This window comes from Homoserinimonas sp. (assembly GCF_056262345.1).
In genome coordinates this window covers 1-13,078 of sequence record NZ_JBACFR010000288.1, presented here as the reverse complement: position 1 = coordinate 13,078, position 13,078 = coordinate 1, and the positions used below count along the sequence as shown (strand labels likewise).

Annotated in this window: 12 protein-coding genes; 11 read left to right on the top strand and 1 reads right to left on the bottom strand. The window is 63.5% G+C overall.

The window, feature by feature from the left end; all coding sequences use genetic code 11:
- The 11 genes from AC062T_RS13205 to AC062T_RS13155 all read left to right on the top strand — a co-directional run.
- Positions 1–876, top strand: an 876-nt coding sequence (locus AC062T_RS13205; RefSeq protein WP_476030746.1) for an RDD family protein, incomplete at its 5' end; no start/stop codon positions are given.
- 35 nt (positions 877–911) lie between these two features.
- The gene (locus tag AC062T_RS13200; protein ID WP_476030744.1) at positions 912–5,360 is read left to right on the top strand and encodes an FtsK/SpoIIIE domain-containing protein; all 4,449 of its coding nucleotides are present in this window, start codon (positions 912–914) and stop codon (positions 5,358–5,360) included.
- 124 nt (positions 5,361–5,484) lie between these two features.
- Positions 5,485–5,772 (top strand): WXG100 family type VII secretion target, encoded by a 288-nt coding sequence (locus AC062T_RS13195; protein WP_476030741.1) that lies wholly within the window; start codon positions 5,485–5,487, stop codon positions 5,770–5,772.
- A 76-nt stretch (positions 5,773–5,848) separates the two neighbouring features.
- The gene (locus AC062T_RS13190) at positions 5,849–6,151 is read left to right on the top strand and encodes a flagellar protein FlgN (RefSeq protein WP_108997436.1); all 303 of its coding nucleotides are present in this window, start codon (positions 5,849–5,851) and stop codon (positions 6,149–6,151) included.
- A gap of 30 nt (positions 6,152–6,181) precedes the next feature.
- On the top strand, positions 6,182–7,444 hold the full coding sequence (locus AC062T_RS13185; RefSeq protein ID WP_476030739.1) for a hypothetical protein: 1,263 nt from the start codon (positions 6,182–6,184) through the stop codon (positions 7,442–7,444).
- A gap of 71 nt (positions 7,445–7,515) precedes the next feature.
- Positions 7,516–8,124, top strand: a complete 609-nt coding sequence (locus tag AC062T_RS13180; RefSeq protein ID WP_476030737.1) for a hypothetical protein — start codon at positions 7,516–7,518, stop codon at positions 8,122–8,124.
- Positions 8,121–8,780 (top strand): hypothetical protein, encoded by a 660-nt coding sequence (locus tag AC062T_RS13175; protein WP_476030735.1) that lies wholly within the window; start codon positions 8,121–8,123, stop codon positions 8,778–8,780. Before AC062T_RS13180 ends, AC062T_RS13175 begins: the two co-directional genes overlap by 4 nt.
- Positions 8,777–9,577, top strand: a complete 801-nt coding sequence (locus AC062T_RS13170; protein ID WP_476030734.1) for a hypothetical protein — start codon at positions 8,777–8,779, stop codon at positions 9,575–9,577. The genes AC062T_RS13175 and AC062T_RS13170 overlap by 4 nt, the downstream gene beginning before the upstream one ends.
- A gap of 24 nt (positions 9,578–9,601) precedes the next feature.
- The gene (locus AC062T_RS13165; protein ID WP_476030732.1) at positions 9,602–10,405 is read left to right on the top strand and encodes a hypothetical protein; all 804 of its coding nucleotides are present in this window, start codon (positions 9,602–9,604) and stop codon (positions 10,403–10,405) included.
- Positions 10,406–10,611: 206 nt separating this feature from the next.
- On the top strand, positions 10,612–12,279 hold the full coding sequence (locus AC062T_RS13160; protein WP_108997432.1) for a GspE/PulE family protein: 1,668 nt from the start codon (positions 10,612–10,614) through the stop codon (positions 12,277–12,279).
- A gap of 80 nt (positions 12,280–12,359) precedes the next feature.
- Positions 12,360–12,875 (top strand): hypothetical protein, encoded by a 516-nt coding sequence (locus AC062T_RS13155; RefSeq protein ID WP_476030730.1) that lies wholly within the window; start codon positions 12,360–12,362, stop codon positions 12,873–12,875.
- Here AC062T_RS13155 and AC062T_RS13150 read toward each other — a convergent pair.
- Positions 12,872–13,078: hypothetical protein (locus AC062T_RS13150; protein WP_476030728.1), on the bottom strand; the 207-nt coding region annotated here is incomplete at its 5' end. The two genes, AC062T_RS13155 and AC062T_RS13150, sit on opposite strands and share 4 nt — an antisense overlap.

Here is a 13,078-nt window from a genome sequence, read left to right as displayed (position 1 = left end):
ACCGTCGGCAAAGCGATCGTGGGTCTCCGGTCGGTGAATGTGGTTCGGTTCACCAAACCGGGTTTCTGGCGCATGTTCTTGCGGGGCGTGATCTTCTGGGCCTCGCTCACGATTGTGCCCATTCTCGGGGCAGTGCCGTTTTTGCTGTCGCCCCTGTGGGATCCGCAGAAGCGCGGACGAGGGTGGCTCGATCGAATGGGCGGCAACTGGCTCATTGACGCCCGGCGCGGTCTCGACCCGTTCGACACCAAGGCGATGCGCCACGCCCGTCGCCGACTCGAGAAGCCGGAGGTGGAGGCAGAGCAGCGCATGCCATCGCTGGCGACCACAACCTCCGGAGCTGTTGTCGACTTCGTGCCGGCCGGCCGCTCCCGCTCGGGCGTCGTCGCTCCCGGCGGCTATGACAACGCTGCAGAAGCCTGGGTGCCGCCGCCCATCGCAGAGATGCCTGCCGCAGCGCCAGCGCAACCGGCGCATCAGCCACGGCCGGCAGAGCAGACGGCCGCCGCATCCCGGGCCAAGCCCGGCGCAATCTTCGAGTTTGACGATGGCGCCAAGCTCCGGGTTTCAGGCTCTGGACTACTCGGCCGCGCTCCCCAGATTCCGCAGGGGGAGGCGTTCGACCATGCGATTCCCGTCGCCGACGAGACCCTCATGATCTCGAAAACGCACGCGCAGTTCGAGGTGGACGACAGCGGATGCTGGTTCACCGATCGGGGCTCAGTCAACGGTGTGGAGGTGGTGAAGCCGGGCGGTTCCACCGGCGACCTCGTGCCGTGGGAGCGCAGCCTCATCCCCTGGGGGTCAACGGTCACCCTCGGCGGTCGCACCCTCACGCTCGTACCAGATCCTCAATCGAACGGTGGTAACCGGTGAAGGTCAAGCTCTCTCTGAGGCGACAGTCCGGCTCAATGGTCGACATCGTCGTCACGGCCGATTCGACCGCGACGATCGAAGATGTCGCCCGGTCGATCGCCACGACCGACCCCATGTCGTCGAGTCGCATCTTGGCCGAAAGCCCCGTGCTCACGCTGTCGGTCGCGCCTCCGACTTCTCAGTCGATGGTCGCCCTTCATCCCGACGCGCTGATCGCCGAGGCAGAGATCGGCGCCGGCTTTATCGTCTCGGTTACGCCGCTGCAGAGTCGGGCCCATCCTGATGGGCAGACCGCGCCGGTCGCCGCAATCGTTCGGGTGCATGCAGGGCCGGATGCCGGTCGGGAGATTCCGATTTCGGCAGGCCACAGCATCGTGGGTCGCGGCAATGGCGACGTTGACCTCTCAGATCCCCTCGTCTCGAAGCGGCATGCCCGCATCGAGGTCGGCACCTCTATCGAGCTCGTCGACCTGAACTCGGCCAACGGTGTCATCGTTGATGGCGGAATGGTGCAGCGGCTTAGGGTGCTCCCTGGCCAGCTCATCACGCTCGGCGATACCAGCATCAGCATCACTCCGGTCGCCTCGCGCGACGAAGACCTCGACCCCGTGCTCGAGCGCGGTGGCGCCCTCATGTTCAACCGTTCACCGCGCGTCGAGGTGCGATACCCGGGCACGGAATACCCCTATCCCAAGGTGCCCACCGAGGCGCAGCCGCGAATGTTCCCGTGGCCCATGGTGGTCTCGCCCATCATGCTGGGATTCGCCATGTTCGCGTTCACCGGCAGGCCTTACGCGCTGCTGATGGTCGTCATGACGCCCATGATGATGTTGGCCAACTACTTCAGCGGCAAGTCGCAGACCGGCAAAAAGCTTCAGCGCGAGGTGGAGATCTACGAGGAGCAGATCGAGAACCTCGAAGACGAACTCGCAGCTCAGGTTCCCCTCGAGCAGGAGCGGCGCCGCGCAGAAGCACCCGCCGTTGCCCACATCTATGAGCAGGCGATGCAGTTGGGCCCGCTCCTCTGGACGAGACGCCCCGAGCACTGGAACTTCCTTGCTCTGCGGCTCGGACTCGGCACGGCTCGAAGCAGAAACACCATCGCTGTGCCGCAAAGCCAAGACGGCATCCCACGCTATGTGCGTCAGATCGAAAAGCTACGCAAACGGCACGAGTTCATCGACGATGTTCCCTTTGTCGAGACCTTCCCTTCTGCCGGCGCGATCGGTGTGGCGGGAACCCGAGAGGTAGCCGCCGATGTCGTGCGCGGCATTGGCGTGCAGCTGTTCGGCATGCACGCGCCCAACGAGCTGATCACGGCGGCGATCGTGCACCCGTCCTGGACGCCGGAGCTTGAGTGGATGAAGTGGCTGCCCCACACGACGAGCCCCCAGTCCCCGTTCGCGGGCATCGCTCTCGCGGATAGTCAGTCGGCGGGCACCGCTCTTCTCAACGCTCTTGAGGAGGCAATCCTCCAGCGAGAGGGTGCCCGCTCGGGTGAGCGTGGTCCCCTCAAAGACGACAAGGGATCGATGACTCTCGGTGCCGCCGTCGGTGAGGGCGTGCCCAAGGGTGGAACGCTCTCCGGCGACATGGTCATGGTGCTCTTCGTGTCGAGCGATGCCCCCGTCGATCGTCCCCGGCTCACCCAGATCATCGAGCGCGGCCCAGAATCCGGCATCTACACCGTGTTCTTCGGGCCGACGGTGGCCTCTCTCCCCGCGGGCTGCCGCACTTTTATCGACGCGACAGATGGTTTGGAGCGTGCCAGGGTCGGCTACGTGCGCTCGGGAGAGAGCTACGAGGCGGTCGAGGTTGAGGGCGTGTCTAACGCTTACGCCCAGGTCTTCGCCAAGAGGCTCGCGCCCGTGGTGGATTCCAGCTCGGTCGAGGCCGACTCCAGTGACATCCCCCGCAGCATCAACCTGCTCAGCCTTGTGGGCAGCGAGGCGGCATCCGCTCCCGGGGCGGTTCTCGAGCGATGGCGGCAGAACAACTCGATCATCGACCGCCGCGGTCTTCCGCTGCCCCGCCTCAAGCGCGCTGGCACCCTTAAGGCGTTCGTAGGCCAGGGCAGTCCGGATGCGATGACGCTTGACCTGCGAACGCAGGGGCCGCACGCCCTCGTCGGAGGCACGACGGGTTCGGGCAAGTCGGAGTTTTTGCAGGCATGGGTTTTGGGCATGGCGGCGGAGTACAGCCCAGATCGCGTCACGTTTCTCTTTGTGGACTACAAGGGCGGCTCGGCGTTTGCCGATTGTGTCGCGCTGCCTCACTGCGTCGGCCTCGTCACCGACCTGAGTCCGCACCTCGTGCGCCGCGCGCTCACGAGCCTGCGGGCAGAACTCCATCACCGCGAGCACCTCTTCAACCGCAAGAAGGCAAAGGATCTTCTCGAGCTTGAGAAGCGGCGCGACCCCGAGACCCCGCCAGCGCTCGTCCTCGTGATCGATGAGTTCGCCGCCCTTGCTGGCGAAGTCCCCGAGTTCGTCGACGGCGTGGTCGATATTGCCCAGCGCGGGCGATCGCTGGGCATCCACCTCATCATGGCCACTCAGCGCCCCGCCGGCGTGATCAAGGACAACCTGAGAGCAAACACCAACCTGCGGGTGGCCCTGCGCATGGCCGATGTCTCCGACTCAAAGGATGTGGTCGGCGACCCGGTTGCCGGCACTTTTGACCCGACGATTCCCGGCCGCGGAATCGCCAAGACCGGTCCTGGGCGGCTCGTGCCCTTCCAATCTGCCTATGCCGGTGGCTGGACAGGCGAGGTTGCAACCAAGGCCGAGGTCAAGGTCGCTGAGTTGAGGTTCGGCTCGCTCGTTCTCTGGGAGGGCGAAGTTGAGCCTGAGTCGGAGTCGCACGACGAAGACCTTGGCCCCAACGACCAGAAGCGCCTGGTGAGCAACTTTGTGCGGGCAACGGAACTCGCCGCGATCCCCGCGCCGAGGAGGCCCTGGCTCGACGACCTTTCCCAGACGGTCGATATCGTCGATCTGCCCGTGCACGGCGATTCGCAGATCCTGCTGGGCAAGGCCGATATTCCTGAACGTCAGTTGCAGGAGGCCGTCTACTACGTGCCCGATCGTGACGGGTCGATGCTCGTCTACGGCACGAGTGGATCAGGCAAGTCAACGACGCTCCGATCGATCGGAGCAGCCGCTGGCATGCGCCCCGATCTCGGTGACGTCGAGGTCTACGGCCTCGACTTCGGCTCCAGCTCGTTGCGGTCACTTGAGTCACTGCCGCATGTCGGCTCGATCATCATGGGTGACGATGCGGAGAGGGTGCAGCGTCTGCTGCGCATGATCGGCGAGGTTCTCGACAAGCGTGGTCGCCTATTCAGCGACGTCAACGCCGCGAGCATTACCGAATATCGGGAGATCACGGGGCAGCGGATGCCCCGCATCGTGCTGCTTCTCGACGGGTTCGGCCAGTTCAAGGCGGAGTGGGATGCTACATCCGCTCGCCTGCCGTTCTACAACGTCTTTATGCGCATCCTCGGTGAGGGGCGGCCGCTCGGTGTTCATGTCGTTGCGACGGCCGACCGTGCAGGAAGCGTGCCGACCTCGGTCAGCGCCAACGTGTCGAAGCGCATCGTGCTGCGACTCTCGGACGAGTCCTCGTACCAGATGCTCGGTGTGCCCAAGGATGTTCTCACGGAGCATTCGCCGGTTGGCCGAGCCATCATCGATGGGTTCGAAGCTCAGGTTGCGGTGCTCGGGGGCACGGCCAACGTCGCCGAGCAGTCGAAGGCATTCGACAAGCTGGCCGATCAGTTGCGTGCTGAGGGCGCGCGGGAGGTTCCCGAGATCGGTGCGCTGCCCACTCAGCTCGCGATCGAGTCGCTGCCGGCTGCTGTCGGCGACGAACCCGTTCTGGGTATCGCAGAAGACACTCTCGGCCCCCGAGGGTTCGAGCCCGTCGGCACCTTCTCCGTTTCGGGGCCGCCGCAGAGCGGTAAGACCAATGCTCTCAAGTGGCTCATCACCTCGATGACGCGCTTTGACCCCGAGGTCAAACTCTTCTACTTCGGCGGTCGCAGGTCGCAATTGGCGACGTATGCACCGTGGATGCGCAGCGCAACGTCGACCGATGAGGCAAAGGCCCTGGCCAAGGAACTCGTTGAGATCATTCCCGACGAGTCGATTCCGGGTCGCATCATGGTGGTCATCGAGAACGTGACTCAGTTTGCCGATTCCGACGCCGAGAGGCCCCTCAAGGAGCTCTTCCAGGCAATCAACCGAAGCGATCACTTCCTCGTTGGCGACGCCGATGTTTCGCTTCTCTCCAGCGGCTTCGGGTTCGTCGGTGACTTCAAGGCCGGCCGCAAAGGCATCGTGCTCAAGCCGGATGCCTACGACGGTGACTCGCTCTTTAAGGTTCCGTTCCCCAAGGTCAAGCGAAGCGACTTCCCCGCAGGACGAGGCATCTTTGTGCAGAACGGTCGCCTCGTGACGGTGCAGTTGCCCCACCTGGACTAAAACCGGGAGGCATGGGCAGGCATGGGGAGCACTCCCCATTGAGTGTCGGCGACGGGTCACGATAGCTTGTAGCTCGATGGTCCACCGTTCGGGCCACTATCGGAAACGAAGAAGGGGTCCAACCATGGCAGATTTCGGAGCATCCTACGGCGCGATGGAAGCGATGTCGAACCAGCTCAGCACGGCTCGTGAAGACATCCAGACGCAGCTCGACAACCTCAAGACGGCGGTCGACGACCTCCTCGGCAGCGACTTCAAGACGCAGCACGCATCCGGCAAGTTCGGTGAGGGCTACGGCGAGCTGACGACGGGTCTCAAGACGGCGACCGACGGCATTGGCGACATGGGTGAAGCGCTCAAGGGAATGATGCAGGCAATCCAGGAGCTCGACTCCAAGATGGCCGGCTCCTAAGCACTAACAGCAGCACGAGAGGGCCAGCGCAATGCTGGCCCTCTCGCAATCCCAACGAAACGAAAGGATGCCTGCAATGGGCGATGGGGTACTCATCAAGTACGACGAGCTCAAGGGCGTCGACGATGCGCTCAAGGCAATCGTCGAAGAGCTCAAGCAGGCGTCAAAGCGCACAGATGAACTTGAGCAGGCAATCGGCAAGCCGTTCGGCAAAAGCAAGCTGAAGGATGCCGCTCACGATTTTGAAGGCGGATGGGACGACCGCCGCAACGCCCTCCTCGAAGACATAGAGAAGGTCCAGCAGCACGTCGCGGGCGTGCTCGAAGGATTCGAGCAGTGGGATACCGACACCTCAAAAGAAATGTCCTCGGCCTCTTAGGCCACCGCTGAGACGCTGGAGAAAGAGACCATGGACGCTTCGCCCAAGGGCCGCGAGATCACGACTCTCGACGGTGACGCTGGCACGATCATCTCGCGCGGCACCACAATCACCGAGCTCGGTGACCAGATGATCTCATCGGCAGCTCTGCTGAAGAGCATCGCTGACGGCGCTTCGGGGCAAAAGGGCCTCGCGGTCGAGAAGCTCCAAGAGGTCGTGGGCGACTGCCATGCGGAGCTCAAGCTCGCCGGCGAACGGTACAAGCCTTCAGGGCCCGTCCTCGTGGCCTATGGGCAGGCAGTGTGCGACCTTCAGCCGCTGATCAAGACCGCCGTCCAAAACTGTGAGACGGAGTGGCAGACGGTCACAACGAAGCGCAATGCCATCTGGGAAGCCCAGGCCGATTTCTATCCCACTCCCGCCGATGATGCTCCGGATGATGCCAAGACTCCGGCGGAGCAGCGCCAGGAGGCAGTCGGCGACGCGCAGGACGCCGCAGACGATGCCTACGACGCGTGGAGAGAAGACGCAGACGTCTTCGACGTCCACTACGACTCGTGGGAGAAGGCGTTCAACCTCGCCGCCACCGGCCTCACGGAGGCCAACGACGGCAAGATCAAAGACTCTAAGTGGGACAACCTCGACGGGTTCGTTGCAGGGGCGCTCGAAGTGCTCAAGTGGGTCGGGCTTGGTCTCGCAATCCTCGGTGTCATCATCGGTGGCCCGTTCATCGCCGCACTCGCTGCGATCGCTGCTATTGCGACGTTGCTCCTCACGCTTTACTCGTTCGCCCGCGGGAACTCCACTGTCGGGGACCTCGTGTTCGCCGTAATCGGCGTCATACCTTTCGGCAGCCTGGGCAAACTGTTTAATGGCAACAAGATGGGTTTCTTGGATGACATGGCAGGGGGGCTGCTGAAGCATTCGAGCAGGGTTGACATTGTCAGTGATCTTGGCCGTATCGGCCGGATGCCAGGAGGATTCGCCACCGGATTCGGTCGAGCGAACGGGTTCTTCCCGGGGATCTGGCGGGGAGCCCGCGGCGGGGTGATGCAGTGGGCTGGGCCCAATGGGGCTGGTCCAGCCAACATGCTTTCGCGCCTTATGACGGGCCAAAACCTCTCTCACTGGGGGGACGACGGCATTAGTGGACTGGGCGTGCTTGGCAGCGTGTGGGGCGACGGGGGAGTCAAGACCGTATTCGGAATCCCCGATACCCTCGCTGACCTCCACAACGATTGGTTCCCGTCGCCCGAGCTGGAACAGCCCATGTTCGGTTCGCCGAAGCGCTAACGTGAAATGAGCAGTCGGCCCGACCACATCCGTGGTCAGGCGTCGCAATCCGGAGGGAACAGCAGGCCACGATGTCCAGTCTCAAAGCCGAGCTCATGGGGGAGCATCTCCCTGAGTTCACCCTCGTCCTTCCCAACGGTTGGGAGCGCAGGGCCCCTAGCGACGAGGTCCGCGATGAGATGCTCGCCGCAGCCAAGCGCCGACTCATGCAGGCTCACCGCCCGGACCTCTACGGTCAGACCACGGCGCTGATCAACAAGCTGTTTGCTGAGATGCGTCGCGTTGAGACGGTCGCCTTCTTCGGGCCAGCAGCCAGTGCTCCCGACGAGGCTTTCCTCCCCGCGACGCTGACGGCATCCCTGCAACGCGGTCAAGATGGAGAGTCGCTCGACCAGTCGATTGCCCAACTCATCCGCAGCGAAGGAGCCACACCGCTCGGAGACGACAAGCGCTTCCTTCGGTGGGAGCAGGACGCGGTGGAGAACGTCGACGGCACGCGTGTTGCGACGACCACAGTCGTGTATTTCACCCCGGTGCCAGGGACCGGCCGCACGCGAGCGTTGCGCTTTACCCTCGTCCTCACTCATGACCCGGCGCAGGAGGGTGATGAAGAATTCACCACGGGCCTCAAGCGAGTATTTGACGCTCATCTCTCGACGTTTGCGTGGGTGACGGCATGACCGTCTCGGTTTCGATCGACCCCGCGCGATGGCTCGTGATTCCTCACACTTTCCCGAGCGAATCGGGAGACACCGTTCGTGAGTGGGAGGATCAGGTCGTCTCACAGATGCGAGAGGCCTGGGACGGCGCTCTCACAGCTCAGCTGGAACCGCTCGTGCGAGGAGCCCTGCAGCACGCCGTCGCCCGGGTGGAGCCTGACGACTCCTTGACTCTTCAGTTCTGGCCTGGAGCATCCGTCGTCAACGCCATTGTGCATATCGTCGCAGGCACGTTCGGGCAGGAGCCCCAACGCCGGGTAATTCCGCTCGACGACGGTCCATTTGTGACCGAGCCGCAGAACATTCCCTTCGAGAGCAAGACCCTCGGAACCGGAGTTGAATCCGCAGCGCTTCTTGCTCTCGATGATGAGCCTCCATACACAGTCGGCGTGCTCAATTACCTCTTCGAATCCGAGGTCGGATACGTCTATGTGGCGGTGGACCCCACCCTTCCGCAGCTCATCGGCCTCATGCGTGATTCCCTGCGAGAAGTCGTCCACACGATCCAGGTGGACACTGAAGACGGGCGCGAGTGGGGGAGGGCATCGGTGGACATGGAGGCGCTGCAGAAGCCTGCAGAGACGTGGGAATTTGAAACTTCGGGAGCTATAGGTTGAGCGCCCAACGACTTGCGGCAAAAGCGCAGCCTGGTTCGGTTGTGCGATGGGATCGACTCGAGAAAGCCGCGTTCTCCGATCACCCCTCAGTGCTTGCCGAGTTGGAAGGCGTTCGCCGCAGCCCTCAAAGCACCAAGCCGCGCTGGCAACTCGTCCTCGCGGTGCCCATTGCGCTGGCAATGGGTTTCTCGATGCTGTTGCCCATCCTCGGAGTCTCCGCCATCGCGGTGGGGCGGTTTCAGAATTATGAGGCGCCGCCCGAAGAGATGATTCCGCTCGCTGGGCTGTTCTATCTGGGCACAGCGATCGCCCTTCTCGCCTGGATCGTAATCTGGTTCATGGGAGACCGTCGCCGTTCAGGCGTCGCGTTGACCTTCTCCGTGATGACTGTCGTGCTGGGGGCACTTACGGGCATCACGATGTCTGAACGCGGAACGGAGTCATCGGTCGCCAGCTGGGAATCGTGGATTATTCCCGTGGTCGCGGCAATCGGTCTCGCGGCTGTGCTCGCAATGCTTCAGTTGTTTGCTAGAAACAAGAAGAGTGGGGCGAGTCTCGATCAAAGCTCCGGGTTGCCCCCAAACAAGCTGGCGGAGTTGAAGGCGCGCCGGGACGCCGTTTCTGATCTTGCTGAAACTGAGCGCCTTGCAATCAAGCGAGACCTGGATGCTGCTGTGAATGATCTCGAACAGCGCGGCCTCATCACGGCAGCCGACGCGGAGCGGGCACGCGAAACTGAGCTCGGCGGTCTCGCTCTGCGAATGGGCTCGTCGAGCGCGACGTCACCGAGCCGCTGACCTATTAGCCCCGGAGGCTGCAACATGAACGCACTCGAATATTCGTCGAAGGTGCAACCCGGGTCTGCGGTGCGTTGGGACCGATTGGAGATAGCGGCGTTCGCGCAGCACCCCGAAGTTCTGCGGAAATCTTCCTCGACGAAGGACAGTCGCACGGTGTCTCCGTGGCAGTGGGCCTGGTTCATCCCTGCCGTGATTGTCGCCGTGGTTTTCGCCCTGGCACCGCTACTCGGGCTCGTTGCGGTGTCCGGGGGAGGGCGCTTTGCTACCGCAGCTCCTGAACGGCCATTGGCCGAGACGGCCCCGGTCGCCGGCGTTTTCTTCATGGGTGCGGTAGTCGCGCTTGTTGTTCTCATCGTCGCGTGGATTGTGCGCGGCAAGCCTGGGGTAACGCGAGGCTTCGGTCTCTATACGTTCGTGTTTGCGTCGCTGACGCTCGCCGGGCTCCTGCTCCGCGGGCCGGAAGAGTCGGTCAACATGGTGTGGAGCATCCCTGTGGCGATTGCTGCGGGGCTCGGTGGCGTTCTCACCGTTCTGCTATTTGTAGATTGGGTGCGACGGCTGCTGGCGGACGCTGCGCGAAAGCCCGGAGACCCGCCAGTATTGTCTCCGCAAGCGGCAGCGTTAAAGGAGCAACTCCAGAGTCGACTGGCGCACCTTTCAGGATCTGAGCGAGACGCTGTAAAAAGTGATCTGGACGCAGCTATCCAGGATCTCGAACAGCGAGGGCTGATTACTCCGGCCGAGGCAGAGCGAGCCCGCTCGACGGAACTCGGCGGTCTCGCCATCCGAATGGGCTCGTCGAGCGCGACGTCACGGAGCCGATGACCGATCTTCTGCCGGTAGTGCTGAAGCGGCATCCGACCACTAGATGTGGGGTGCGGCGTGTCGGCGCTGGAGGGTGCGGCGATGAAGGTATAGCCATGCGCCCATTCGTGGGGTAATTTGACTAGACCGGTTCCGCATATCCGATCTCACCTGAGCGGACCGGCAAGCTATTTACCGGGGGCGGTAGCGAGCAGGGGGGCTTTACAGTGTCATCTCTTACCGAGATTCTCATCATCCGGGGCGTCATGCCTATCGAAGCGCTCGACAACGTTGTCGATGGGTGGAAGGGCGATGACGAGATGGTTCGCCAGCTCGTCGCCGACGGCACGATCTCAGCCAAAGACTTTGCCTCTGCCCGCGCTGCTCAGCATGGGCTGCCCTTCGTTGAGCTCACCGAGTACCCGGTCGACCGCATAGCGGTGGCCCTCACGCCGGCAGCAATCTGCCGCCGCCACGAGGTACTGCCGATCGCGAACATTGGCAACACGCTCACACTTGCCGTCGTCGACCCCGGCAACGTGTTCGCGATCGACGATGTGCGCGCCGCCGTTCGCATGCAGGTCAACCTCGTCGTCGCTGAGCGCGCGGATCTGCTCGCCGCAATCGACCGTTACCACCGCGCCGACAACGAGATCAGCTCGCTCACGACGGTGCTCGAGGAGGAGAGCACTGGTCAGGAGCTCGCCCTCGCCGATTCTGAGCCCAACGAAGACGACGCCCCCATCGTGCGGTTCGTCAACCTGCTCATCAGCCAGGGCATCCAGGACAAGGCATCCGATATTCATATCGAGCCCGGCCAGCACGACATGGGCGTTCGATACCGCATCGACGGTGTTCTGCACGAGATGCAGCGAGCACCCAAGTCGATTCAGAACGGTGTGATCTCCAGGCTCAAGATCATGGCGGATATCGACATTGCCGAGCGCCGCAAGCCTCAGGATGGCCGCATCTCGGTCAACCACGGCGGCCGCCAGATCGACCTTCGTGTGGCGACGCTGCCGACGGTGTGGGGCGAGAAGGTCGTTATGCGAATCCTCGACAACTCGGGGACGACGCTGAGTCTCGACGACCTCAACATGCTCGACACCAACCTCGACAAGTACCGCAAGTCGTTCGTCAAGCCCAACGGCATGATCCTGGTAACCGGCCCGACCGGTTCCGGCAAGTCAACGACGCTCTACACGACGCTGCACGCTGTGGCCAAGCCCGAGGTCAACGTCATCACGGTTGAAGACCCGGTCGAGTACCGCATGGAAGGCATCAGCCAGGTTCAGGTCAACGTCAAGGCGGGGCTCACCTTCGCGGCCGCGCTGCGTTCCATCCTGCGATCTGACCCGGATGTTGTGCTGATCGGTGAGATTCGAGACCAGGAGACGGCGCAGATCGCGATCGAGGCGTCGCTCACCGGCCACCTCGTGCTGTCGACCCTGCACACCAACAGCGCGCCCGCCGCTATCACGCGTCTGATCGAGATGGACATTGAGCCGTTCCTCGTGGGTTCTGCCCTCGAAGCGGTTGTTGCCCAGCGCCTCGCCCGTCGCCTCTGCGACCGGTGCAAGGAGCAGTACCAGAGCACAATCGAGGGCCTCGCCGGTCTTGGGTTCTTTCTTGACCCGAGCAAGCCGACTCCCGTTCTCTACCGGCCAGTCGGGTGCACGCACTGCTCCAACACGGGCTATCGAGGGCGCATCGCGATCCACGAGGTCATGCTGGTCACCGAGGAGATCGAGCGGCTCGCCGTTGCTCGCGCATCCAGCCTCGAGATCTCCAAGATGGCGGTGTCGCAGGGCATGGCTACGTTGCGTCAGGATGGATGGACCAAGGCTCTGATGGGCCACACCGCGGTGGAGGAGATTCTGCGCGTGGTGGTGTGATGTGATGACCGCGGGGGAGTGGTCAGCACAAATGGCGCGGTCGGCAGTTTCGCCGAATCGCACTGAATGAGGGGGAACTCATGAACGATCCGGTCTACGACCTGTCAGCCTCGCTGGAGGCCCTAGCGGGCAAGAATGCGGATGCTGCGGCTGAGCCAGTTTTCGAGCCGTCGGGCTATCTTCCGTCGAGCTATAAGCCAATCACCCAGCCGGTGAACCTGGTTCCCCAGTTCGATGCGCCCGAACCGGTCGCATCGAGTGCTCCGCCCGCGGCGCCTGCCGTGGCCCCGCCTGCCGTTCCGGCCGCTGCTGCGTCGGCCGTTGCGGCACCGTCTCCTTCCGATTCGGTGAGCGAGTTTTTGGCGTCGTTGCCCGCCCCGGGCCAGGAGGTGCCCGCCTATGCGAGCGCCCAGCCGCCCGCCGCAGCGATGATGGCGAGTTCCCTTCCGGCAACGACGCCGCTGCCGCCGTCACTGCCGACCGCCGAGCCGGCATCGCCCGCTTCGGTTTCAACTTCGGCATCTGTCCCCGCTGCCGTTCCTGCCCCAGTTTCCGCCCCGGTCGCTGAGGCAACGCCGCCGGTGGCAGCTCCTTAGGTGCCGCCCGTAGCGCCTTCGGCTCCCGCTCCCGTGGCAGCTCCCGCACCTGCGGCCACTGTGTCGAATCCGGCGCCGGCAGCTCCCGCACCTGCTGCTTCTGCTGCACCCGCACAGGCCGGTCCTGTCGCACCCCCCGCTCCGGCGCCGGCTCCTGCTGCCCAGGCTCCTGCTGCCCAGGCGGCTGGCACGGCATCCGCGCC